The organism is Stappia sp. 28M-7, from assembly GCF_014252955.1.
In the GTDB taxonomy this organism is placed as follows: domain Bacteria; phylum Pseudomonadota; class Alphaproteobacteria; order Rhizobiales; family Stappiaceae; genus Stappia.
This window is the reverse complement of the sequence record NZ_JACMIA010000001.1, coordinates 1,850,440-1,873,714: the sequence shown is the minus strand read 5'-3', so window position 1 is coordinate 1,873,714 and position 23,275 is coordinate 1,850,440. Positions and strand designations below refer to the sequence as shown.

Annotated in this window: 18 protein-coding genes and 1 tRNA gene; 14 read left to right on the top strand and 5 right to left on the bottom strand. The window is 66.9% G+C overall.

Features of this window, described 5'->3' with window-relative positions:
• Positions 1 to 386: 386 nt before the first annotated feature.
• Positions 387 to 1,415 carry an Ldh family oxidoreductase gene (locus H7H34_RS08330; RefSeq protein WP_185924892.1) on the bottom strand — a complete coding sequence of 343 codons (1,029 nt, stop codon included), beginning with the start codon at positions 1,413 to 1,415 and terminating at the stop codon, positions 387 to 389.
• Positions 1,416 to 1,696: 281 nt separating this feature from the next.
• Between H7H34_RS08330 and H7H34_RS08325 the strand changes: the two genes are divergently transcribed.
• Complete coding sequence (locus H7H34_RS08325) at positions 1,697 to 2,413, top strand: GntR family transcriptional regulator (protein WP_185924891.1); 717 nt, start codon at positions 1,697 to 1,699, stop codon at positions 2,411 to 2,413.
• 82 nt (positions 2,414 to 2,495) lie between these two features.
• Positions 2,496 to 3,950: an NAD-dependent succinate-semialdehyde dehydrogenase gene (locus H7H34_RS08320; RefSeq protein WP_185924890.1), complete on the top strand. Its 1,455-nt coding sequence runs from the start codon at positions 2,496 to 2,498 to the stop codon at positions 3,948 to 3,950.
• 56 nt (positions 3,951 to 4,006) lie between these two features.
• Here H7H34_RS08320 and H7H34_RS08315 read toward each other — a convergent pair whose 3' ends face one another.
• Positions 4,007 to 4,945 (bottom strand): LysR family transcriptional regulator, encoded by a 939-nt coding sequence (locus tag H7H34_RS08315; protein WP_185924889.1) that lies wholly within the window; start codon positions 4,943 to 4,945, stop codon positions 4,007 to 4,009.
• 113 nt (positions 4,946 to 5,058) lie between these two features.
• On the opposite strand from H7H34_RS08315, the gene uraD reads away from it, so the two are divergent.
• The 7 genes from uraD (at position 5,059) to H7H34_RS08280 (ending at position 14,340) form a co-directional block, all read left to right on the top strand.
• Complete coding sequence (uraD, locus tag H7H34_RS08310) at positions 5,059 to 6,615, top strand: 2-oxo-4-hydroxy-4-carboxy-5-ureidoimidazoline decarboxylase (RefSeq protein ID WP_185924888.1); 1,557 nt, start codon at positions 5,059 to 5,061, stop codon at positions 6,613 to 6,615.
• A 4-nt stretch (positions 6,616 to 6,619) separates the two neighbouring features.
• The gene (locus H7H34_RS08305; RefSeq protein WP_067222202.1) at positions 6,620 to 7,105 is read left to right on the top strand and encodes a TRAP transporter small permease; all 486 of its coding nucleotides are present in this window, start codon (positions 6,620 to 6,622) and stop codon (positions 7,103 to 7,105) included.
• Positions 7,102 to 8,382 (top strand): TRAP transporter large permease, encoded by a 1,281-nt coding sequence (locus H7H34_RS08300; protein WP_185924887.1) that lies wholly within the window; start codon positions 7,102 to 7,104, stop codon positions 8,380 to 8,382. The genes H7H34_RS08305 and H7H34_RS08300 overlap by 4 nt, the downstream gene beginning before the upstream one ends.
• Positions 8,382 to 9,137 (top strand): aspartate/glutamate racemase family protein, encoded by a 756-nt coding sequence (locus tag H7H34_RS08295; RefSeq protein ID WP_185924886.1) that lies wholly within the window; start codon positions 8,382 to 8,384, stop codon positions 9,135 to 9,137. The genes H7H34_RS08300 and H7H34_RS08295 overlap by 1 nt, the downstream gene beginning before the upstream one ends.
• Positions 9,138 to 9,246: 109 nt before the next feature.
• Entirely contained in the window at positions 9,247 to 11,184 is a 1,938-nt protein-coding gene (locus tag H7H34_RS08290; protein ID WP_097173968.1) for a sigma-54-dependent Fis family transcriptional regulator, read from the top strand.
• 204 nt (positions 11,185 to 11,388) lie between these two features.
• Complete coding sequence (locus H7H34_RS08285) at positions 11,389 to 13,188, top strand: NAD(P)/FAD-dependent oxidoreductase (protein ID WP_185924885.1); 1,800 nt, start codon at positions 11,389 to 11,391, stop codon at positions 13,186 to 13,188.
• A gap of 309 nt (positions 13,189 to 13,497) precedes the next feature.
• Entirely contained in the window at positions 13,498 to 14,340 is an 843-nt protein-coding gene (locus H7H34_RS08280) for a hypothetical protein (RefSeq protein ID WP_185924884.1), read from the top strand.
• 62 nt (positions 14,341 to 14,402) lie between these two features.
• Here the strand turns inward: H7H34_RS08280 and H7H34_RS08275 are convergent, their stop codons facing one another.
• On the bottom strand, positions 14,403 to 15,002 hold the full coding sequence (locus tag H7H34_RS08275; RefSeq protein ID WP_185924883.1) for a DMP19 family protein: 600 nt from the start codon (positions 15,000 to 15,002) through the stop codon (positions 14,403 to 14,405).
• Between the two features lie 307 nt (positions 15,003 to 15,309).
• Between H7H34_RS08275 and H7H34_RS08270 the strand changes: the two genes are divergently transcribed.
• The 5 genes from H7H34_RS08270 (at position 15,310) to H7H34_RS08250 (ending at position 21,176) form a co-directional block, all read left to right on the top strand.
• Positions 15,310 to 15,383 (top strand) — tRNA-Cys (locus H7H34_RS08270).
• Positions 15,384 to 15,790: 407 nt separating this feature from the next.
• Positions 15,791 to 18,433 carry an EAL domain-containing protein gene (locus H7H34_RS08265; protein ID WP_185924882.1) on the top strand — a complete coding sequence of 881 codons (2,643 nt, stop codon included), beginning with the start codon at positions 15,791 to 15,793 and terminating at the stop codon, positions 18,431 to 18,433.
• Between the two features lie 115 nt (positions 18,434 to 18,548).
• On the top strand, positions 18,549 to 19,568 hold the full coding sequence (gene cobD, locus H7H34_RS08260; RefSeq protein WP_185924881.1) for a threonine-phosphate decarboxylase CobD: 1,020 nt from the start codon (positions 18,549 to 18,551) through the stop codon (positions 19,566 to 19,568).
• A gap of 4 nt (positions 19,569 to 19,572) precedes the next feature.
• On the top strand, positions 19,573 to 20,553 hold the full coding sequence (gene cbiB / locus H7H34_RS08255) for an adenosylcobinamide-phosphate synthase CbiB (RefSeq protein WP_185924880.1): 981 nt from the start codon (positions 19,573 to 19,575) through the stop codon (positions 20,551 to 20,553).
• Positions 20,554 to 20,561: 8 nt separating this feature from the next.
• Positions 20,562 to 21,176 carry a DUF938 domain-containing protein gene (locus H7H34_RS08250; RefSeq protein ID WP_185924879.1) on the top strand — a complete coding sequence of 205 codons (615 nt, stop codon included), beginning with the start codon at positions 20,562 to 20,564 and terminating at the stop codon, positions 21,174 to 21,176.
• A 2-nt stretch (positions 21,177 to 21,178) separates the two neighbouring features.
• Here H7H34_RS08250 and H7H34_RS08245 read toward each other — a convergent pair whose 3' ends face one another.
• Both H7H34_RS08245 and cobO read right to left on the bottom strand, forming a co-directional pair.
• A complete protein-coding gene (locus H7H34_RS08245; RefSeq protein WP_185924878.1) occupies positions 21,179 to 22,651 on the bottom strand; it encodes a cobyric acid synthase in 1,473 nt (490 codons plus the stop codon).
• Positions 22,651 to 23,262 carry a cob(I)yrinic acid a,c-diamide adenosyltransferase gene (cobO, locus tag H7H34_RS08240; RefSeq protein ID WP_158196361.1) on the bottom strand — a complete coding sequence of 204 codons (612 nt, stop codon included), beginning with the start codon at positions 23,260 to 23,262 and terminating at the stop codon, positions 22,651 to 22,653. Before cobO ends, H7H34_RS08245 begins: the two co-directional genes overlap by 1 nt.
• Positions 23,263 to 23,275 lie beyond the last annotated feature (13 nt).

Here is a 23,275-nt window from a genome sequence, read left to right as displayed (position 1 = left end):
GCAGGTGTTGTCTTTGCTCCAACCTCCCGACGCGTCATTCCGGGCAAGCGAAGCGCGACCCGGAACCGGCGGGCCACGGCGGTCGTGGCTCCGTCCCGGAGCGCGTCCGCAAGCGCCCTCGGCTCTCCGGTCCCGGCTCGGCGCTCGCGCGCCGTCCGGGAGGACGCAAGGAGAGGCCTGTGCGATGGCACGGGTCACCCCCGTTGTCGTCCCGGTTTCGGCGCAGCCGAAGACCGGGATCCAGTAACCACAGGTCGTGCCGCTCAGGTCGCGGCGCCGGCACAAAGTCGCATCCGCCGGCGTCCCTACCAACCACCCCGGCGGATACTGGATGCCTGCCTTCGCAGGCATGACAGCGGTGGAGGTGGCGCGCCGAAGAAATCCCCTCAGGCGTCGCGCCAATCCTCGCCGGCCAGCGCTGCGATTTCCGCATGCACGGCTGCGGGGATAGTCAGACCCTCGCGGGCGGCTCGGGCGCGCGCCTCGAGCCGGCGCGATCCCGGCAGGCGCACCCCGTCCTCCGCCTCGATGGCCGCGACCAGCGTCTCCATCCGCTCGCCGTAGGCGCCGGCCGAGCTCATGCCCGGATCGATGGCGATCACCGTCTGGCCAAGGTCCGGCGCGGCCCCTTCCCCCGTGAACAAGCTCGATGCCTCGAAGGCAAGGCTCGCCCCGACCAGAGCGGCGGCCATCACCTCCACCATCAGGGCCAGCGCCGCGCCCTTGGCCTCGCCGATGGGGATCATCGTGCCCGCCATGCCCGCATCGGCATCGGTCGTCGGGTTGCCGTCGACGTCGAGCGCCCAGCCTTCAGGGATCGGCAGGCCGGCCTTTTGCGCCGACAGGATACGGCCACGCGCGACGCGCGAGACGGCGAGATCGATCACCAGCGGCGCCCGCCCCTCAGACAGCGGCGCGGCGAAGGCGATCGGATTGGTGCCGAACAGCGGCTTGCGACCGCCCCACGGCGCGATGGCCTTGGGCGCATTGCCGAAGACGAAGGCAACGAGGCCCTTCTCCGCCAGCTTCTCGCAATGGGCGCCGGCCTGGCCGAAGTGGTGGGAGCGGCGGATGGCGGCAAGGCCGATGCCGGTTTCCGCGACGATGCCGGGCAGCGCGTCGATGACGAGATCGAAGGCCGGATAGGCGAAACCGAGGCCCGCATCGACCCTCAGCAGGGCCGGCGCGGGGCGCGAGAAGTCCGGCACTGCATGGCCGTCGACCTTGCCGCTCTTCGACTGCGCCGCATAGGAAGACACCCGCGACAGGCCATGGCCGGCCTGGCCGTCCGCTTCGGCGGCGACAAGCGCGCGGGCGACGGACTCGGCGTTTTCTGCGGAGGTGTTCGCAGCGATGAGAGCGGCGCGGGCAAAGGCGCCGGCTTCGTCCAGCGTGAGGGTGACCGGGGAGGACATGGCGAAGGCTTTCGTGGTCGGCAGGGCCGGATTAAGGGCTGCAGCGCGTGGGGGCGCCTGGTCTTCCCGCCGTTTAGACCGCTTCGCGCCGCGCGAAAAGGGGCGTGTGCGCCGCCCCCCTCCGCCCGCGCCCTTCGCCGCACCGGGGCGGGCCGCAAAAGTCGATCGCCGGGACCGATTGCGGGGCGAGACCTCCATCATATTCTTGTATATGATATTTGTCTGATGAATGATGCGAAGCACGCGTTTTCAATGCTCCCTCCGCATGAGGTTCCTCCTTCATGATCGCCAAGGCCGGATACAGTCCGCTCTACCGCAGGGTCGAGGACATCATGCGGACCCGGCTGACCGACGGCAGCTGGCCGCCGGGCCACAAGCTGCCGAGCGAGCAGGCGCTGGCGGGCGAGTTCGGCGTTGCCCAGGGCACGCTGCGCAAGGCGGTGGAGACCCTGGCGGCCGAGGGCCTGATCGAGCGGCGGCAGGGCAAGGGCAGCTTCGCCCGCCAGCCTCAGGTCGCACGGCCGATGTTCCAGTTCTTCTTTCTCGCCCGGCCGGGGGGCGAGCGGCTGACGCCGGACCTTCGCCGCACCAGCGTCGAGGACGGCACGGCGGACGAGGCGGAGGCCGCACGGCTTCACCTGGACCCCGGCGCACCGGTAGTGCGGATGTTCCGCGAGCGCAGCCTCGAAGGACAGGTGGTTCTGGTCGAGCGCATCGTGCTGCCGGGCCACCGTTTCGCCGGCATCGGGAACCTGCGGCTGCCCCAGGCGCTTTACGCCATGTACCAGAGCGAATTCCGGGTGATGGTCACCGCGGTGCATGAGGAATTGCGGTCGATTGCGGCCGATGCGGAGCAGGCCGGCCTTCTGGAGGTTGCGCCGGGCTTCCCGCTGCTGGCCGTCGACCGCATCGCCTATGACCTGGAGGGAACCCCGGTCGAATGGCGGGTCAGTGCCTGCAACACGCAGGATCTCGTCTATTCCGTGACGCTTCGCTGAGTTTCGGGCCGCATGCGCGGCCCCGACAGGACGATGGCCGGCTCCTGCCGGCGCGCAACGACAACACAACGGGAGTGCAAGAATGATCAGCGACCACAGGCTCTTCAAGCAGTCCTGCCATATCGGCGGATTGTGGACCCACGCCGACACCGGATCGGTGATCGAGGTCGACAATCCGGCGACCGGCGAGATCATCGGCACCGTGCCGCGCTGCGGCCGGGCGGAGACCGCCCGGGCCATCGAGGCCGCCTATCTCGCCTTCCAGGACTGGAAGGCGACGACAGCGGAGGAACGCGGCGCCCTGATGCACAAGCTGTGTGATGCGATCATGGCCAATCACGACGCGCTGGCGGAAATCCTCACCACCGAGATGGGCAAGCCGCTGGCCGAGGCGAAGGGCGAGATCGCCCTCGGCGTCAAATACATCCGCTTCTTCGCCGAGCAGGCCAAGCGCATCGACGGCGACATCATCCCCTCGCCCTGGCGCGGCAAGCGGATCCTGGTGACCAAGGAGCCGGTCGGCGTCACCGGCGCGATAACCCCCTGGAACTTCCCCCACTCGATGATTTCGCGAAAGCTCGGCGCGGCCCTTGCCGCCGGCTGCACCATGGTGATCAAGCCGGCGAGCCAGACGCCCTTCTCCGCCCTCGTCTTCGCAGCGCTTGCCGAGGAAGTCGGCTTCCCGCGCGGGGTGGTGAACGTCATCACCGGCTCGGCCGCCGAGATCGCAGCCGAAATGTGCGAGAACCCGCATCTGCGCAAGATCACCTTCACCGGCTCGACGGAAGTGGGGAAGAAGCTCGCCTCCAACGCTTCCGCCCACATGAAGAAGATCTCGATGGAGCTCGGCGGCAACGCCCCCTTCATCGTCTTCGACGACGCCGATCTCGACGCGGCGGTGGAAGGGGCTATGGCCTCCAAGTTCCGCAATTCCGGCCAGACCTGCGTTTGCGCCAACCGCATCTACGTGCAGGCCGGCGTCTATGATGCCTTCGCCGAAAAGCTCGGGGCCGCCGTCGCCGCGCTCAAGGTCGGCAACGGCCTCGAAGAGGGTGTGACACAGGGCCCGCTGATCGACGGCAAGGCCGTCGAGAAGGTGGAGGAGCACATCCAGGACGCACTCGCCAAGGGCGGCAAGGTGGTTCTGGGCGGCAAGCGCCACGCCAATGGCGGCAGCTTCTTCGAGCCGACGCTGGTCGTCGGCGCGACCCCGGAGATGAAGGTGGCGCGCGAGGAAACCTTCGGGCCGCTCGCGCCCCTCTTCCGCTTCGACACGGAAGACGAGGCGGTGGCGATGGCCAACGACACCGAATACGGCCTTGCCTGCTACTTCTACACCCAGGATCTGGGGCGCGCCTTCCGCGTCATGGAGGCGCTGGAATACGGGTTGGTCGGTGTCAACGAGGGGCTCATCACCACCGAGGTCGCGCCCTTCGGCGGCGTCAAGGATTCCGGCCTCGGCAACGAGGGCTCGAAATACGGCGTCGAGGACTACCTCAACATCAAATATGCCTGCGTCGGCGGGCTGGGGCTTTGATCCTGTCCCACTCCGAATAAGCGAAGGGCCGCCCTCCGGGGCGGCCCTTTTGCGTTTCAGGTCAATTGGTTGCGCGCTCGCACCTCGGCGAGCATCGCCGCGACATCGGCGGCGAGAAGATCGGCGACGCGGGTGGCGATGCGCGGCAGCGCGCGGCGGGAGCTGATGGCCAGCGCGATGCTCTGCGGCACCACGTTCTGCCCCGTCACGGGGATGGCGACGAGGCGCCCGTCCAGCAGTTCCTGCGCCGTGTCCAGCTCCGAGGTGAGCGCGGCATGGCTGCCGGAGACGACGAGCTGTTTGAGAAGCTGCAGCGAGTTGGTGACCACCGGCGGGCGGTTCTCCGAGAACATCCAACCGTGGCGGGCGTCCAGCATCCGGCGGATCGCCAGCGACGGGCTCTGCACCACGGTTGCCTGGTCGCGCACCTTGGCAAGGCTCACCTGGCTCAGTTCCGCAAGCGGATGGCCGGGCGCGACGACGCAGTGCAGCGGCAGCTCGGCGCTCCACACCACATGCAGGTCGCGATGCGGGCGCAGGTTGAAGGCGAGCGCCACGTCGGCATCGCCCCGATCGAGCACGGCCATCGCATCGTCGGGCGTTGTGATCTCCACGTCGATGCGAACCCGCGGATACACTTCCGCCACATGATGCAGGAAGCGCGGCAGCACGCCGTTGACGAGGCTGTCCATCGTCACGAGGCGGATATGGCCGAGGCTGATGCCCTGCATCTGCTTCACGTCGGACCACAGGCGGTTCTCGTCCGCCCGCCAGCGCCGCGCCAGCACCACGAACATCTCGCCGACCGGGGACAAGGTCATGCCCGTGGTCATGCGGTCGAACAGTTGTACCCCGAGCCGGTCCTCCAGCAGCTTGATCTGCCGGTCGATCGCCGAAGCGGCAATGCCGATGGCGCGCGAGGCCGCCTGGATCGAGCCGTGCTCTGCAACGGCCTCGACATAGTGCAACCCGCGGGGAACGAGGTGGAGCGACATTTCCGGGCATCCTAATTTCTAGAATGCAGGATTGTCGATAATGTCATGGATTGCAATGACGAGGGCCGGCTAGCGTTCAGGGCATAAAGGACACCGGACGGCAAAGGCCCGCCATGACTTCCGCCCTCGACACGCTCAACTCGGCTTCCCGCGAAACAGCGCTAGCGCTGCTGGAGCCCCTGGTCGAGCGCTCCCCCTGGGTGGTGGAGCTGACCGTCGACCAGCGCCCCTTCGCGGACGATGCGGCGCTTGCCGCGGCGCTGGCGGACACGATCCTTGCAGCCGGCACCGAGCGCCAGCGGGTGCTGTTTGCCGCTCACCCGGAGCTTGCCGGCCAGGAAGCGGCCGAAGGGCGCATGACCGACGCCTCGACCGGCGAACAGGCCCGGCTTGGCCTGCTGTCGCTGTCAGCGGACGATGCCGCCCGGCTGCGCGCGCTCAATGCCGCCTATCGGGCGCGGTTCTCCCATCCCTTCATCATCGCCCTGCACCGCGTGCCGGACCTTGAAACCCTTCTTGCCACTTTCGAGCGCCGCCTCGCAGCGCCTGCGCCGGAAGAGCATGCCGCCACACTGGACGAGATCGCCTCGGTGATCCGCTCCCGTGCCGCCCGCGCCTTCGGGCCGGGCGCGAAACCGCCCCGGACCTCCCTCGCCGCAACCCTGGAGCACCCAGCCATGAAAGCCATCCTCCCGCTTGTCGCCTCCACCGCCCTCGTGCTGTCGACCGCCATGGCCGATGCCAAGGACACGATCCGCATCGCCGGCAACTTCGCCACCGAGCACTCCTCCTCGCTTGCCATCGCGAAGTTCGAGGAAGAGCTCGAGCGCCTGTCCGGCGGCGAGATCGACGTCAACGTCTTCCCGGCGCAGCAGCTGGGCGGGGCGGCCGAAAACGTTCAGGCCGTGAAGATCGGCGCCATCGAGATGATGTGGGTGGGCACCGCCTACCTGACCCGCACCGTGCCGGAGCTTGAGGTCATCGGCCTGCCGTTCCAGTTCCCGAGCCGCGAGGCAGCCTTCGCCATCACTGACGGACCGGTCGGCACTGCGCTGGACGACATGATGGCCAAGGAGGGCATGACCTCCCTCGGCTACATGGAGCTGGGCTTCCGTCACCTGACCAACAATGTCCGCCCGGTGGTCGCCATCAGTGACATCGAGGGCCTGAAGATCCGCCTGCAGCCGAACGAGACGCATCTCGCCACCTTCCGTGCCCTCGGCGCCAATCCGGTGGCGATGGACGTGAAGGAGCTCTACTCCGCGCTGGAACAGGGCGTGATCGACGGCCAGGAAAACCCCTTCGCGATCATCAATGTCGCCGGCTATGCCGAGGTGCAGAAGCATGTCTCCAACACCGGGCACTTCTTCGACTTCATCTCGGTCGTCGGCAACAAGAAGTGGTTCGACGGGCTCGCCCCGGAGAAGCAGGCAATGGTCCGCGAGGCCATGGCGACCGCCGTTGCCTATCAGCGCGAGCTGGCCGCCGAGCAGGATGCAGCGGGCCTGGCGCAGCTCACGGCCAAGGGCATGACCTTCACCGAGGTTTCGCCGGAACTGGCAGCCGCCCTGCGCGAAAAAACCGCCGGCGTCGCCACCGAGACCAAGGCCCGCCTCGATCCGGAGCTGGTGAAGCTGCTGGATGCCGAGACCGCCAAGCTCGGCATGTGACCCGATGGCGCTCGACCGCCTCCTGACCTTCGTCCTTGCGCGCGCCGATACCGGCGCGCGCCTCCTCGTCATCCTGGGTGCGGCCGCCATGGTCGCCGTGGTCTCGGCCCAGGTGGTGATGCGCTATGTCTTCAACGGCTCGCTCGACTGGGCCGACGAGGTCAGCCGCATCGCCTTCGTGTGGACGATCTTCCTCGCGATCCCGCTCGGCATCCGCGACGGGACCCATGTTGGGATCACGCTGCTGGTCGAGCGCCTGCCCGCCGGCGTGCAGCGCCTCGTTGCACGCGCGACCAGCGCCCTCGGCGCGGCGCTGATGGGCGTCGTGTTCTGGACCACCATCGGCGTCGCGCTGGCCACATGGTCCGAGCGGCTGGGCGCGCTGAACATCACCTCGAGCGTATTCTTCTTCCCCGTCATTCTCGGCGCGCTGCACTCGGCCCTGCATCTCGTCCATCTCGCGCTGGTCCCGATGGAGCCCCGGGCATGAGCCTCTTCGTCATCGCAACCTTTCTCGTGCTGGCCCTTCTCGGCATGCCGCTCGCCTTCTCGCTCGGCGTTGCGGCGCTCGCCGGCCTGTGGCTGTCGGGCATCGACGTCGCGGTGCTGGCGCCGCGCCTGATGAACGCGGTCAACTCGTTTCCGCTGATGTCGATCCCGCTGTTCATGATCGCCGGCGAGTTGATGCTCAAGGGCGGGATCATGGACAGGCTGGTCGACTTCGCCAACGCCTTCATCGGCCGGGTGCGTGGCGGCCTCGCGCAGGTGACCATCGTCGCCGGCGCAGGCCTCGCCTCCGTTTCGGGCGCAGCTGTCGCCGACGCCTCGGCCCTCTCCTCCACGCTGGTGCCATCGCTCAGGAAGCAATACGGCCTCGGCTTCTCCACCGGCATCGTGGCGGCGGCCGCCAATCTCGGCCCGATCATCCCGCCCTCCGGCGCGATGATCGTCTACGCGTTCATGGCCGGGTCCAGCGTGTCGGTCGGCGGCATGTTCATGTCCGGCGTCATTCCCGGACTGATCCTGTTCGCCCTGTTCATGATCCTGTGCTGGCTGATCGCCTGGAAGCGGAACTACCCGCTGGCCGGCACGCCGGTGACGCTCTCCAACATTCTGCGCGAGCTGAGGCGCAGCCTCGTCATCTTCCTGATGCCGGTTCTGGTCATCGGCGGCATCGTCGGCGGTGCCTTCACCCCGACCGAAGGGGCCGCGGTCGGCGTCTGCTACGCGCTGGTCCTCGGCTTCTTCGTGACGCGCAAGCTGAAGCTGTCCGACCTGCCGGACGTGTTGCTTACCGCCGCCAAGACCTCCGCACTGGTCGGCGCGATGATCGCCTTCGCCTCGACGGTGACCTTTCTCTTCACCATCGACCTGCTGCCGATGAAGCTCGCCGGCCTGATGCAGGGCGTCACCGACAGTCCGTTCCTGTTCCTCTGCCTGATCGCGGCGATGCTGCTCGTGGTCGGCATGTTCCTGGAATCCAACGCCGCCTACATCATGCTGGTGCCGCTGTTCCACCCAATCGCCCTGCAATACGGGATCGATCCGCTGCATTTCGGCTTTCTTTTCGTCTTCAACCTGGTGATCGGCATGCTGACCCCGCCGGTCGGCGTCGTGCTGTTCGTCGTCTGCGGCATTACCGGCGTCAGGATGGGCGAGCTGGTGCGCGAGAGCTGGCCCTTCATCGCGGCGATGTATGCCGTGCTGCTGGCCTGCATGATCTTTCCCGGCATCGTCACCTGGTTGCCCGAAAGGCTGGGCTACTGATGCGCCTGCTGCTGCTCAACCCCAATACCACCGAGGCGCTGACCGACCGCCTCGCGCGCAGCGCGGCAACGGTACTGCCGGCCGATGTCGAACTGCTGCCCCTGACCGCACGCCAAGGCTTTCCCTACATCTCCTCGCGCGCGGAGGCCCAGATTGCCGGCGCCGCCGTGCTCGACCTGCTGGCGCAGCACGAGGGACGCTTCGATGCCGCGGTCATCGCCGCCTTCGGCGATCCGGGGCTGTCTGCGGCGCGCGAGCTCTTCGACCTGCCGGTGACCGGGCTTTCCGAGGCGGCGATGCTCGCCGCATTGGCACTGGGGGAGCGCTTCGCCTTCGTCACCTTCTCGCCCCGCCTCACGCCCTGGTACGAGGAGCAGGTGACGCGCGCGGGGCTCGGCATGCGCTTTGCCGGCACGTTCACGCCGGATGCCACCCTCGGCTCCATCGCGGCAGTGGCGGAGGAGATGCGCGCGCCATTGGTGGAGACCTGCCGCCGCGCAGCAGCGCATGCGGATATCCTGATACTCGGCGGCGCGCCGATCGCCGGGCTGGCCGGGGATATCGCCGACGAGGTTCCGGCGGTGCTTCTCGACCCGGTGAAAGCCGCGGTCCTGCAGGCGGTTTCGCTTCACCGCCTGCGCCCCTCCGGCGCGGACAAGGGCAGCTATGCCCGCCCGCCGGCGAAGGACAGCACCGGCCTCTCCCCGGCGCTCGCACACCGGATCGCCGGCAAGGACGCGCCCGACGCGCCTTGAGCGCAGCGGATATCCCCGCGCCCGCGTCCTCCTCCTTTGGCACAAGTCCCCGATCCCGCCTTGTGAGGGGCGCCCTGCCATGCGAGCATCGCGGCGGGAGGAAATAGCCATGGTGTCGGCGCTGTCGCACATCAGGGAGATCGAGCGCGTCGCCATGGGCGGGGCGAGCGGCCGGGATATGCCCGTCGTCCAGTCGTGGCTGCGCTGCGTCAACGACTACCGGCTCGACCCGGCCCAGGCGCAGGAAGCCTATATCGTTCCGCAGACGAAGCTGCGCGAGCACCGCGAGCAGGCGGAGGAACTTATCCGCATCGGCCGCAGCGGGCTGGAAACACTGTTCAACCAGGTCGCCGAACAGAAATACGTGCTGTTGCTGTCGGATGCGCGCGGCGTCACCGTCGAGTTCATGGGCGACCCGACCTTCGACAACCAGCTGCGCAAGGCCGGGCTCTATCTCGGCTCCGAATGGTCGGAAAACCGCGCCGGCACCTGCGCGGTCGGGGCCTGCATCGTCTCCGGCAAGCCGGTGGTGATCCACCAGGACGACCATTTCGACAGCAGCCATATCGGCCTGACCTGCACCGCCGCGCCGATCTACGACACGCTCGGCGACCTGACCGCCGTGCTGGATATCTCCCAACTGCGCTCGCCCACCGCCAAGGCCAGCCAGCAGCTGGCGCTGCATCTGGTCGCGGCGACCGCGCGGCGGATCGAGCTTGCCAACCTGATCTCGCGCACCCGCAACGACTGGGTGCTGCGGCTGTCGCGCCTGCCGGACTTTCTCGACGTCGACCCTGATGCGGCGCTGTCGCTCGACGGAACCGGCCGCGTCACCGGCATCACCCATGGCGGCTTCAACGCGCTGGCGCGGGCGATGAACCTGACCGCCTTCACCGCGCGAGAACTGATCGGCGAGCGGATCGACCGGTTTTTCGAGATCGATATCAACGACCTGCCGCGCTACATGCGCGGCGGTGCCGACCGGGAACGGGTGCTGCGGGCGCGCGACGGCTCGGCCTTCTTCGCCAGCTCCATCGCGCCGGTCGTGGCGCCGCGCGGGCCGGCAACCGCCCGTCCGCGCCTGCCGGGCGCGCTCTCCACCTTGAGTTTCGGCGATCCGCGCATGGAGGCGATGCTGGCGCGGGTGTCGCGGCTCGCCGGGCTCGACATCCCTATCCTGATCCATGGCGAGACCGGGACGGGCAAGGAGTATCTCGCCCGCGCCATCCACGAAAGCCGCGAGCGCCCCGGCCCCTTCGTCGCTGTGAATTGCGCGGCGATCCCCGAGCACCTGATCGAGTCCGAGCTGTTCGGCTACGCTCCCGGCGCCTTCACCGGCGCGGCCCCACGCGGCAAGACCGGCCTGATCGAGGCCGCGGCCGGCGGCACGCTGTTTCTCGACGAGATCGGCGACATGCCGCTCTCGCTGCAAAGCCGCCTGCTGCGCGTCCTGTCGGAGGGCGAGGTGCAGCCCGTCGGCGCGCTGAAGACACGGCCCGTGCGGCTGAAGCTCATCTCCGCCTCGCACCGGGATCTCGGCCGGCTGGTGGCGGAGGGCCGGTTCCGCGAGGACCTCTACTACCGGCTCAACGCCGCCACCTTCACCCTGCCGCCCTTGCGCGAGCGGCTGGACTTCGATGCGCTCACCGAGCGCATGCTGGCCCGCATCGCCGCCGAGACGGGCGGCAGCCCGCGCCTGTCCCCCGGCGCGCGCATGGCGCTGCGTGCCCACCACTGGCCGGGGAACCTGCGGGAATTGCACAACGCCCTGAAGGTCGCTGCAGCGCTGGCGGACGGGGACAGGATCGATGCCGAGGCCTTGCCCGAGCAGATCGGCCGGCCGGGCGCCAGGCAACCGCTGCGCCCTGCCCTCGCCCCGATGCCGCCGGCAACGCCGCCCGGCAGCACGGATGCGGCAGGCGAAGGCGACCTCCTGCAAGAGCTCGCGGCCTGCGGCGGCAATGTCTCGGCGCTGGCGCGCCGGCTCGGCGTCAACCGCTCGACCGTGCATCGCTGGCTGAAACGCGGCACCCCGCGCACCGGCTGACCTGCTCCGGCCTGTCGCATCGCCTGCGACAGGTGTTGCAGGCCTGTTGCGCAACGCTGCAACAGGTCCTGCAACACACATACGCAAGCCCTTGAAGAAAAAGAGCTCCCAGCCTTTTCGAGACTGGCACGCGGCTTGCCACCTACCTTGCACCGGGCGGGCGCAGATCCGTCCCCGGAGACATGAGCAACGGGAGGAGACGATATGCTCGACAAGACACCGACGGCCCGCGTGCAGGCCTTTCTCGACCGGTTCGGCGGGGCGCTGGAGGCGGGCCGGATCGACGAGGCCGTGAACATGTTCGCCGAGGAGTGCTACTGGCGCGATCTCGTGACCTTCACCTGGAACCTCAAGACCGCCGAGGGACGCAGCGAAGTCCGCGACATGCTGGAAGCGCAGCTCGCCCTGACCAAGCCGACCGCCTGGCAGGTGGCGGAAGGAGAGGAGGCCAGCGAGGCCGACGGCGTGACCCAGGCCTGGATCACCTTCGAGACCGCGGTGGCGCGGGGCTACGGCCTGATCCGCCTCAAGGACGGGCTGATCTGGACGCTGCTGACCACCATGGTCGAGCTGAAGGGCCACGAGGAGAAGTCCGGCTTCAGCCGGCCGCTCGGCGCCAAGCACGGGGTCAATCCCGGCGGCAAGACCTGGAAGGAGGAGCGCGAGGAAGAGGCCGCGACGCTCGGCTATACCAAGCAGCCCTATGTGGTGATCATCGGCGGCGGCCAGGGCGGCATCGCGCTCGGCGCGCGGCTGCGCCAACTCGGCGTTCCGACGATCATCGTGGAGCGCAACGACCGGCCGGGCGATTCCTGGCGCAAGCGCTACAAGTCGCTCTGCCTGCACGATCCGGTCTGGTACGACCACCTGCCCTATATCGATTTCCCGAAGAACTGGCCTGTCTTCGCGCCGAAGGACAAGATCGGCGACTGGCTGGAAATGTACACCAAGGTGATGGAGCTGAACTACTGGACCCGCTCCACCGCACGTTCGGCGAAATGGGACGAGGCCAACAAGGAATGGGTCGTCACGGTGGACCGGGACGGCGAGGAAGTGGTGCTGCGGCCCAAGCAGCTGGTCTTCGCGACCGGCATGTCGGGCAAGGCCAACATCCCGCAGTTCAAGGGCGCAGACCGCTTTGCCGGCGAGCAGCACCATTCCTCGAAGCATCCCGGCCCCGACGGGTACAAGGGCAAGAAGGTCGTTGTCATCGGCTCGAACAATTCGGCCCATGACATCTGCGCCGCGCTTTACGAGGCGGGCGTCGACGTGACCATGGTGCAGCGCTCGACCACCCATATCGTGCGCTCCGAACCCTTGATGGAGCACGGGCTGGGCGCGCTCTATTCCGAGCAGGCGGTGGCCGGCGGCATGACCACGGCGAAGGCGGATCTCATCTTCGCCTCGCTCCCCTACCGGATCATGCACACGTTCCAGAAGCCGATCTACGACAAGATCCGCGAGATCGACGCCGACTTCTATGCGGCACTGGAGAAGGCCGGCTTCCGGCTGGACTTCGGCGCCGACGGCTCGGGGCTCTTCATGAAGTACCTGCGGCGCGGGTCGGGCTACTACATCGACATCGGCGCCTCGCAGTTGATCATCGACGGCAAGATCAAGCTGGCCGCCGGCGAGGTGGAGGAGATCACCGAGACGTCCGTCAAGCTCGACACCGGCGTCGAGATCCCGGCCGACGTGATCGTCTACGCCACCGGCTACGGCTCGATGAACGGCTGGGTCGCCGACCTGATCGACCAGGAGACCGCCGACAAGGTCGGCAAGGTCTGGGGCCTCGGCTCCGACACGCCCAAGGACCCCGGCCCCTGGGAGGGCGAGCAGCGCAACATGTGGAAGCCGACGCAGCAGGAAGCGCTGTGGTTCCACGGCGGCAACCTGCACCAGTCGCGCCACTACTCGCAGTTCCTGTCGCTTCAGCTGAAAGCGCGGATGGAAGGCATCCCGACGCCGGTCTACGGGTTGCAACAGGTGCACCACAAGGGCTGAGCCAGGGCCAGCCGACACAGGACCGGGCGGAGCGATCCGCCCGGTTTTTGCGTGTTCAGGGTCGCCGGCAGCAAGCTGTCTTGTGTCCGCCGAATTGGCCAGTCCCGCAGCCGCACGCAGGCAGGATTGCGCAAACAAGCAGGGCAACATCCAGATTGTCGCGGCAATCCGCGAAAAGACCAGCTACAACGCAGAAGAGTGCTGCGGTGCAGGCCTGTTCCGGTCGAAAGCATCGTCCCAGCAGCAGAGACACATTCTTTCGAATACCGCTTCAATAGACATACAGCCTGATTTCGGACGACAAGATCGATGAAACTCACGACTATTGCGCGCCCTGACCTTTCTCGCCTCCGGAACCAATCCAAATCCTCCCCAGTGAGCACAGCAGCCAAGGCGGCTGCCTTGCTGGGCGTCTTGCTGCTTGCAAGCGGTTGTCAGGGTGAGGATCCGGAAGCCGCCGTCAGGCAGATTCTCGCGGAGAGCAGCCCGGACCTTGCGCAAGACAATATCGTCTTTAGGGGCTGCGAGCTGAAGGTGACCGTGGCGGCCGTGAACCCGATGGGCTGGAATATCCGGCAGGTCCTGCGAACCGATCTTTCGCTGTTCAATCTGGACCGCGCCGGGATAACACCGACCGACCAGAACGGAGCGGTTCTGAGCTTCGAGAGAAAGCCGGTGGACGGCAAACTTCTCGACCAGGCCGAACGGATATCGAAGCTTCTGCCCGCCGAGTTCCAGAGCAAGGAAGGCCAGCTCACGCTGTCCAACGGACAAACCTCCACCCGGGAAAACAGTACGGCCGTCGCAAGCGGAACGGGCATAGGTCGCGATCGGCTGGAGCAGATCCTGAAATCGCAGAACGGAACACTTGTCTTCCGCCTGACATCCGTCGGTGTGGGCGGCGGTCCGATCCAGCCTCACAAGGACGCGCCGCAGTTCTATGATTTCGCCCAGCAGGTTGCGGCCCTCCCCGCCCCTCAGCTGGCGGGAATATTCCTGCAGTTCAACAAGTCCGGGGAAAAGCGGGAGGACCTGATCTCCGGCGCGGTAATGGTTCCCCAACTGCTGCAGTTCAAGGCCTCCTCCACCGAACAAGCACAGCGCCTGGGCGAGGCCCTCAACGCCTACGGCAAGGACGCCTGCGCGTCCTGACCGGGGTAGGCTTCGCCGGACGGGAGGCAACAACACCATCCCGCCCAGCGCATCAAAAGCCTTTACACCTGAACGGCCGGCGACGGCACCAACCTCAAGATGCGCTCGATCTCCGCGTCGTAGGCATCGTCTTCGAGAACGGCGACCTCCGGCCAGGTTGCGATCCACTCCACCAGATAGTGGACGGGCTCAGGCCCTTTCTGGTGCGCGAAAAAGCGGTCGTCGAGCGCATAAAGAGGTGCGGCCACCGCCTTGTCGGACCAGTCCGACAGTTGATCGATCTTCTCCGGATTCTGGCGCAGCCAACCCAGGTAGTCGACCAGGACCTCGGCGTATTCCTGCGCCCCCATCGCGTGAGCCGCCATCAGGGCTTCCTCCAGATACCAAACCCGCCTCGGGCTGGAATTGACGATGAACTGACGATGGCCGCCATTGTTCACCTGCGCCATATAATAACTGAAGTAGTAGGCTTGCCTGAATTTCGGATAGATCCGGCCCATCGGCATTCTCGCCCGATTGCACAGGATGTTGACGAAGTCCACAAGGCTCTGGTCGATCTCGAAGAAATCCAGATAGCCCTTATCTCCAAGCCGCAGCCGAGTCTGAATGCCCGGCTGGGCAAGATCCCATATCCGCCTGCGGATAGGGAGGGTCTTGATCATCTCGTCATCGTTCACCGGCTTCATATCTGCCGGCGGTCCGCGCCTCTTTCCGAACACGTCTCGTGCCTCGCCATTCGAACAACTCTGCACAACGTAATCGACCTCAGGTTGTGCACACGTAAATGCCTTGCATAAAATGATCTGCCAGAGGGCATATCTTGCCGGACGCGCCTTCCCATCCCCTGTGGACAAGACAGCGCGGGCGCGGCCTTGTCGCGGGCTGCCCGACGATTTTCGCCGGACGTGCGGGGGAAACGGCGAACACCGCTTGACCTTGCCTCGCATGTGATTGATAAGTCTGCCCGCTGGCCTCGTGGCGGAGTGGTGACGCAGCGGATTGCAAATCCGTGCACCCCGGTTCGATTCCGGGCGAGGCCTCCAGCACCCTCTCTAGACAATCCTATGTTCTGACGGCAGATGTCTTGACAGGTAGCCGCGCTGCCAGCAGCGGCGCCTATCGAGGTCGCTGCGTCTACAACGGCATCTAACGCAGCCGGAACAAGCCTCATCCCACGCGGAAAACTGCGCACGCCCTATCGAGAGGCGATGGCTTGCCGTGCGCACGAAACTCCATCAAACCTGACTGAAATACACCAATAATCTCAACGTTTACTTGCATTTCAATCAATAAATTCCCGTTTTTCGAATTCCGCTCCCTATCAATTGGTGCAATCGCGGACGATCCGGTGTGAACCGGACTGTACCACATCCGAAAACTGGCTATACAGAGCCTCAAGGATGCGCAAAAGCCATCCACGACAACGATACTTTGGTCACATGAGGTCCCAATGCTGCTGAGCGGCATCGCCAACATCGGCCTGCTGAGCCTTGGCGCGCTCGCAATGCTCTTTTCCCGGGAACATTTCGGCCTCAAGCTGCCCAACAGATTGCAGGAGCTGCTGATCGGCATCTCCTTCGGCCTACTGGCCGTCCTGGTCGTCAATTTCCCCGTCACCATTCCGCTCGGCGCAACCTTCGACACGCGCGCGGCGCCTGCGATGCTCGCCGGCTTTTTCGGTGGCCCCGTCGCAGGGGTGACCTGCGGTGTAATTGCCGCCGCGGCGCGCTACTGGGTCGGAGGGCCGGCGGTCATCGGCGGAACGCTCAGTCCGCTTGTCTACGCCTCCGTCGGCGTCGTTGCCGGCCTGATCGTGTTCGGTCAGCTGCGTCGCAAGCCGAGCCTGCCCGATTTCGTTGCCCTTGCGCTTGCGGGCACATTCTTCGTCCTGCCGTGCTTCTTCGTCGACCGGGGATTTGCCACCGGGCTGACGATCCTCTCCAGCGCCTGGCACCTGCTGCTCCTCGGCAACGTCGCCGGGGTGGTCATCCTCGGGCTTTTGTCGGAAAGCGTCCGCCGTTCGATCTTGTCGCATGAGGAGACCGAACGCAGCCTGACGATGCTGGACCTTGCGCGTCACTCGGCGCGGATCGCCATGTGGCGCTACAACTTTCCGGCAGACAGGCTGGAGTGGGATGCCGCCATGTTCCCTCTCTACGATGTCGACCCCACGCGCTTCAGCGGGCGCTTCGCAGACTGGACCGCCTGCGTCCATCCGGACGACCTCTCCCGCGCTGTCGCGGAGTTCGAGAACGCCCGGGACGCCGGAGGCCGCTTCACCTCGCGCTTCCGCATCCGGTGCCGGGACGGCAGCGTGCGGTGGCTTCAGGCCCATGCCCAATGCAGTTTTGACGCGACGGGCGCCCCGGCAGAAGCCATCGGTCTCAATTGGGACGTCAGCGAGCACAAGCTGCTGGAGTACAATCTGCGTGCCAAGGAAACCGAAGCACGGGAGCGGACCCGGGAACTGGAGAGCCTGCTCGCCTCGATGCGCCAGGGCGTGATGCTGTTCGATGCGGACGACCGGCTCCAGATCTGGAATGCGCAGGCGGTCCAGCTCTTCGATCTCAAGGACAATACCTTGCGTGCCGGCATGCCCCATGAGGCCGTGGCCGAAGCGCAGACTGCCGCCGACGGACGACTGGCCTCTACGCTCCCCAATCCGCGGACCGTTCGCAAGAGATTGCGCGACGGCCAGATTTACCGTCTGAAGTCGCGCAAGAAGGACGGCACGATCATTGCCACCACCCTTTCACCCATCCCCGGTGACGGCTGGATCGAGACGCACGAGGATATCACCGATCTCGAAGAGGCAAGCGAACGCATTCGCATTGCCGCCGAAACCGACCCCCTTACCGGGCTATCCAATCGCGCAGTCTTCTCCCGGGAGTTGGAGGCCTGCGTCGCGGCTGCGCGGCAAGGGATCGCCAAGTCGGCGCTGTTGCTTATCGACCTCGACCGCTTCAAGGCGGTCAACGACAAGTTCGGGCATCTCAAGGGCGACGAACTGCTGGTCCAGGTCGGACAGATCCTGAAACAGGCGACAGCTCCAAACGACGTCAGTGCCAGGCTTGGCGGCGACGAGTTCGCGATCATATTGAAGCTGGGAACGCTCACGAACGCGCGAGCCGTCGCGGAACGGCTGGTCGAGCAGATATCGCAGCCCCATACACTGGAGGGGGCAGTCGTCCATCCCGGCGTCAGCATCGGTATCGTCGCCATCGACGAGACGGCGACCGACCCGCAAACCCTGCACAGCTACGCGGATGCGGCACTCTACAGAGCAAAATCCAGCGCAGATCCCGGGTACCGCATCTTCGATGAGGACATCCGGAAGGCGCTTTTTGCGCGCCGCCGGATCGAGACCGGACTTGCTGCAGCCGTCGAGAACAAGCAACTGGAGATCTGGTTCCAGCCGATCGTGGATTTGAGCGGTGACCAGATCTGCACTTATGAAGCTCTTGCCCGCTGGCGACAGCCGGACGGCAGCTTCATCCCACCGGACGATTTCATTCCAGTCGCCGAGGAGACAGGGTTAGTCGAGCAGATCGGCCTTCTCGCGCTCGAGCGCGGCCTGGAAGCCATGCGCGACTGGCCCGAAGGCACCCGGTTGTCGCTGAACACCTCCCCGCGTCAGTTCGGCAAGGGCCTCCTGGTGCCGGCGGTTGCCGCCGCACTGGAGCGGTACGGCACACCTGCGACCCGAATCGAGCTGGAAATCACCGAGAACCTGCTGATCAACAGCGGCCCGGAAGTGTTCGAGGACCTCGATGCCCTGGCGGCGCTCGGCGTCGGTCTCGTGCTTGACGATTTCGGCATGGGCTACTCTTCGCTGAACCGCCTTCACCGCTATCGGTTCAACGGACTGAAGATCGACCGCACCTTCATCCAGCGCATGGAGGAGGACGAGACCTCTGCGGCGATCGTCTCGGCAATCGCCGGGCTGGCGCGCAGCATCGGCATGCACTGCACGGCGGAAGGCGTGGAAACGCAGGCGCAGTTGGACCTTGTGCACAAGGCCGGATGCGGGCGAGCCCAAGGATACCTGCTCGGCCGCCCCGGCCCGCACGCCTCATCGCAACCGACCACCTGAGCGACACGCGAAGCGGCAAAACGCGACGCCCATGCTGCGCACGCGGAAAAGCGTTTCCTGCCTCGCGCCTCGTGTTCTAGGGTCCGTTCCGAACGGAAGGAACGGAGGCGAGCGCATGAAGCATGGCGGCGATCTGGGCGGCGCAATGGCCCGGTATGGCGGACTTGCCGAGGACTGGCTGGACCTGTCGACCGGCATCAATCCGCATGCCTATCCCGTGCCCTCCCTGCCTTCCCGCTGCTGGCAGGACCTGCCCTCGCAAGGCGCGCTCGATCGGCTGCTCGCCGCCGCGCGCAAGGCCTATGAGGTGCCCGCCCACCTGAAGCTCGTCGCCGCGCCGGGCACGCAGGCGCTGATCGCCCTGCTGCCGCATGTGCTCCCGCAGGGCGACGTCGCCATTGCCGGGCCAACCTATGGCAGCCACGGGGATAGCTGGCGCCGCGCAGGACGGCGGGTCTGCGAGATCACCTCGCCGCATGCGGAGCTGGCACCTCAGGTGAAGGTGCTGGTGATCGTCAACCCGAACAATCCCGACGGCCGACTGGTCGACCCGTCGAGCCTGCGTCACATGGCCGGGCAGATGGCGGAGCGCGGCGGCATGCTCGTCATCGACGAAGCCTTTGCCGACTGCGTGCCGGGCGCCAGCGTGCTGCCGCATCTGGCCGGGCGCCCGGCGGTGGTGCTGCGCTCCTTCGGCAAGTTCTACGGCCTTGCCGGGCTGCGCCTGGGCTTTGCCGCAGGCCCCGAGAACATTCTCGCCGTCCTCCGCGAGCGGCTGGAGAGCTGGGCCGTCTCCGGCCCGGCCATCGAGACCGGGGCTGAGGCGCTCGCCAATACTGCCTGGCGCAAGGCGATGATGGCACAACTGGCGGACGAGGCCGCAGACCTGACTCTGTCCCTGCAGATGCACGGGCTTTCCGTGTTCGGCGGCACGCCGCTGTTCGTGCTGGCGGGCACGCGCAACGCCGCCGGCCTGCATGAAGCGCTCGCCCGGCAGCGGATCTGGACGCGCATCTTCGACTACGCCCCGACCTGGCTGCGCATCGGCCTTCCCGGTGGACGCGAGGGACTGGTCCGACTGGAGGCTGCGCTACAGAACGCCATGGCCGACAGCGGCACAGCATCGGGACGCTAGGGCCATGCTGCTGTTTGCCGACACCGCCTTCCTGCTGCTGCTGGCCCTGGTGCTGGATGCACTGGTCGGCGACCCGCGCTGGCTGTGGAGCACTGTGCCGCATCCGGTGGTGCTGTTCGGCAAGGTGATCGAGATCGCCGACCAGGACTTCAACGACCCCGCCGCCTCGCCCCGCGCGCGCAAGATCTACGGCGCCATGTTTCTCGCCAGCCTCGTTGCCTGCTCGCTGCTGATCGGCGCGCTGCTGGAGGCGATCCTGCGCGCCCTTCCCTTCGGCGAGATCGGCATCGCCGTGATCGCGGCGATCTTCATCGCCCAGAAGAGCCTTTATGAGCATGTGGCCGCGGTCCGCGACCGCCTGCTGGAGGACGGGCTTGCCGGCGGCCGCCGGGCGGTCGCGATGATCGTCGGCCGCGATCCGCAACAGCTCGACGAGGCCGGCGTTTCCCGCGCGGCCATCGAGTCCTGCGCCGAGAACGCCGCCGACGGGGTGACGGCGCCGGCCTTCTGGTTCCTGCTGCTCGGCCTGCCGGGGCTGATCGCCTACAAGGCGGTGAACACGGCGGATTCGATGATCGGCCACCGGACCGAGCGTCACGAGGCCTTCGGCTGGGCCTCGGCCCGCTTCGACGATCTGGTGAACTGGCCGGCCGCGCGCCTGTGCGGGTTCGCCATGGCGCTCACCGCGCCGCTGAACGGCGGCAGTATCAAGCAAAGCCTTGCCGTGATGCGGCGGGATGCGCCGAAGCACCGCTCGCCCAATGCCGGCTGGCCGGAAGCGGCAATGGCCTCGGTCCTGGGACTGGCGCTCGCCGGCCCGCGCGCCTATCCCGGCTACACGGTCGACGATCCGTTCATGAACGAAGGCGGCCGGCGCGAAGCGACCGCCGGAGACATTTCCAGGGCGCTGAAGGTGTTCCGCCAGGCGATGGTGCTGCAGGGCGTTGCGGTCGCGGCCATCGCACTCGTTGCCCTGTTCCTGTGAGGTCCGCGATGATTCCCTTCGCCCCATCGGCCGAGCGCAACAAAGACGCGATCCTCGCAGCACTCCGTCCCCATCTCGCACACCGTCGGCGCGTTCTGGAGATCGGCAGCGGCACCGGCCAGCATGCGCTGCACATGACGCAAGCCCTGCCGCAGCTTGTCTGGCAGTGCAGCGACCTGCCCGGCGCCATACCGGGGATTGCGGCACGGCTGGAGAGCGAGGGAACGGAACGGACACCGCCGCCGCTCGCGCTCGATGTCGCCGCCCCGCCCTGGCCGCTGCCAGCGGCAGAGGCGCCCGATGCCTTCGACGCGGTCTTCACGGCCAACACGCTGCACATCATGTCCTTCGCCCATGTTGGGCAGTTCTTCGCCCGCATCGGCGAGATCCTGGCGCCGGGCGGTCTGTGCTGCGTCTACGGGCCGATGAAATATGGCGGCGCCTTCACCACCGAGAGCAATGCCGAATTCGACGCGCAATTGCGGGCGCGAGACCCGCAGAGCGGCATTCGGGATTTCGAGGCGCTCGATGCGCTGGCGCAAGCGCAGGGGCTGACCCTGCTGGAAGACATTGCGATGCCGGCGAACAACCAGTTGCTGATATGGCGGCGCACCGGCGGGTAAGGTCACCGCGCGCGGGCGATCTCCAGCAGCGCGTCGATATCGAGCGAGGCTTCCAGATGCGCGGCCAGCGCGTCGAGCGTGCGGTCGATCTCGCCTTCGTAAGCACGGGTGGAGCCGCTGCCCAGTTCCGCCAGCAGGCCGGCGCGGAACGTGTCCGACGCGAACAGGCCGTGCACATAAGTGCCGGCGATGCGACCGTTTGCCGAGACCGCGCCGTCCGGCTCGCCGCTCTCGCCCAGCAGCGCGAAGGGACGTGCGGTGTCGGCCCCTTGCGTGCGGCCAATATGGATCTCGTAGCCGGAGAGCGCCGCCCCGCTCGCCGCATGGCGGCCCGTCACCTCGACAAGCCGCTTGTCCGCCGTCAGCACCGTGTCGACGTCGAGCAGGCCAAGCCCGTCGACGGTGCCGGGCGTTCCCTCGATGCCGTCGGGATCGCTGATCGTCCGTCCCAGCATCTGGTAGCCGCCGCACACGCCCATGACGCGCCCGCCGCGCCGCACATGGGCGGCCAGATCGATGTCCCAGCCCTGCGCGCGGAAGAAGGCGAGATCCCCGACCGTCGACTTGGACCCGGGCAACAGCACCAGATCCGCATCCCCCGGCAGCGGCCGGCCCGGGCCGATGAGCTCCAGTGTCACGCCCGGCTCCAGCCGCAACGGATCGAGATCGTCGAAATTGGCGATGCGGCTGATCACCGGCACGGCGATCTTCACCGAGCCGTCGCCGTCGCTTTCCTCCAGCGCCAGCGCATCCTCCGCGGGCAGGCGGTGCGCATCGGCAAACCACGGCACCACGCCGAGCGGGCGCCAGCCAGTGCGTGCGGCGATCTCCCGCACGCCTTCGTCGAACAGGGACACATCCCCCCGGAAACGGTTGACGAGAAAGGCCTTGATGCGGGTCCGCTCCGCCTCGGGCAGAATCGCATGGGTGCCGACAAGGCTTGCAATCACCCCGCCGCGGTCGATGTCGCCGCACAGGGCGACGGGGATATCCACCGCCTCGGCAAAGCCCATATTGGCGATGTCGCCTGCGCGCAGGTTGATCTCCGCCGGGCTGCCCGCCCCTTCCACCAGCACCAGGTCCGCGCCCTCACTGAGGCGGGCGAAACTCTCCAGCACCTTCGGCAGGAGCTCGGCCTTGCGGCTGCCGTATTCGCGCGCGCGCATCGTGCCCGCGCGCCGGCCCTGCACGATGACCTGCGCCCCGACATCCGTCTCGGGCTTCAAGAGCACCGGATTCATGTGCACCGACAGCGGCACGCGCGCGGCCATCGCCTGCAGCGCCTGCGCCCGGCCGATCTCGCCGCCGTCACTGGTCACGGCCGCGTTGTTCGACATGTTCTGCGGCTTGAACGGCCGCACCTTCAGCCCCCGGTCGGCGAACAGCCGGCAGAGCCCCGCCACGACGAGACTCTTGCCGACATTCGAGCCGGTGCCCTGGATCATCAGTGCGGGGATGCGGCGGGCTACCGCCATCAGAACTCGATCCCCTCCTGCGGCTTCACGCCGGAGCGGAACGGGTGCTTGACCTGCTCCATCTCGGTGACGAGGTCGGCGATCTCGATCAGCTCGTCCTTGGCGTTGCGGCCGGTGACGACGACATGCACGTCCTCCGGCTTCTCGTCGCGCAGGAAGGCGACGACTTCCTCGATCGGCAGGTAGTCGTAGCGCAGCACGATGTTCAGCTCGTCGCACAGGACGAGGCGATGCTCGCGCGAGCGGATCAGGTCCTTGGCCGCTTCCCAGGCGGCTCGGGCGGCATCGATGTCGCGCTGGCGGTCCTGGGTCTCCCAGGTGAAGCCCTCGCCCATGCGCTTGATGGTGACGAGGTCGGAGAAGCGTTCCAGCGCCATGCGCTCGCCGGTCTCGATGCGGCCCTTGACGAACTGCACCACGGCGACCTTGTGGCCGTGGCCGAGCGAGCGGAACACCATGCCGAAGCCGGCCGTCGACTTGCCCTTGCCCTTGCCGGTATGGACGATCAGGAGACCCTTCTCGATGGTCTTGGTCGCCATGATCTTGTCGCGCGCGGCCTTCTTCTTGCGCATCTTCTCGGCGTGGCGGGCGTTGAGCTCCTCTTCGCTCATTTCGGCCTTCTTG

Bases quoted from the DNA above. Each gene is read 5' to 3' on its own strand.
- H7H34_RS08330 (WP_185924892.1), bottom strand. From the start codon at position 1,415: ATGTCCTCCCCGGTCACCCTCACGCTGGACGAAGCCGGCGCCTTTGCC.
- H7H34_RS08325 (WP_185924891.1), top strand. From the start codon at position 1,697: ATGATCGCCAAGGCCGGATACAGTCCGCTCTACCGCAGGGTCGAGGAC.
- H7H34_RS08320 (WP_185924890.1), top strand. From the start codon at position 2,496: ATGATCAGCGACCACAGGCTCTTCAAGCAGTCCTGCCATATCGGCGGA.
- H7H34_RS08315 (WP_185924889.1), bottom strand. From the start codon at position 4,945: ATGTCGCTCCACCTCGTTCCCCGCGGGTTGCACTATGTCGAGGCCGTT.
- uraD (WP_185924888.1), top strand. From the start codon at position 5,059: ATGACTTCCGCCCTCGACACGCTCAACTCGGCTTCCCGCGAAACAGCG.
- H7H34_RS08305 (WP_067222202.1), top strand. From the start codon at position 6,620: ATGGCGCTCGACCGCCTCCTGACCTTCGTCCTTGCGCGCGCCGATACC.
- H7H34_RS08300 (WP_185924887.1), top strand. From the start codon at position 7,102: ATGAGCCTCTTCGTCATCGCAACCTTTCTCGTGCTGGCCCTTCTCGGC.
- H7H34_RS08295 (WP_185924886.1), top strand. From the start codon at position 8,382: ATGCGCCTGCTGCTGCTCAACCCCAATACCACCGAGGCGCTGACCGAC.
- H7H34_RS08290 (WP_097173968.1), top strand. From the start codon at position 9,247: ATGGTGTCGGCGCTGTCGCACATCAGGGAGATCGAGCGCGTCGCCATG.
- H7H34_RS08285 (WP_185924885.1), top strand. From the start codon at position 11,389: ATGCTCGACAAGACACCGACGGCCCGCGTGCAGGCCTTTCTCGACCGG.
- H7H34_RS08280 (WP_185924884.1), top strand. From the start codon at position 13,498: ATGAAACTCACGACTATTGCGCGCCCTGACCTTTCTCGCCTCCGGAAC.
- H7H34_RS08275 (WP_185924883.1), bottom strand. From the start codon at position 15,002: ATGATCAAGACCCTCCCTATCCGCAGGCGGATATGGGATCTTGCCCAG.
- H7H34_RS08265 (WP_185924882.1), top strand. From the start codon at position 15,791: ATGCTGCTGAGCGGCATCGCCAACATCGGCCTGCTGAGCCTTGGCGCG.
- cobD (WP_185924881.1), top strand. From the start codon at position 18,549: ATGAAGCATGGCGGCGATCTGGGCGGCGCAATGGCCCGGTATGGCGGA.
- cbiB (WP_185924880.1), top strand. From the start codon at position 19,573: ATGCTGCTGTTTGCCGACACCGCCTTCCTGCTGCTGCTGGCCCTGGTG.
- H7H34_RS08250 (WP_185924879.1), top strand. From the start codon at position 20,562: ATGATTCCCTTCGCCCCATCGGCCGAGCGCAACAAAGACGCGATCCTC.
- H7H34_RS08245 (WP_185924878.1), bottom strand. From the start codon at position 22,651: ATGGCGGTAGCCCGCCGCATCCCCGCACTGATGATCCAGGGCACCGGC.
- cobO (WP_158196361.1), bottom strand. From the start codon at position 23,262: ATGAGCGAAGAGGAGCTCAACGCCCGCCACGCCGAGAAGATGCGCAAG.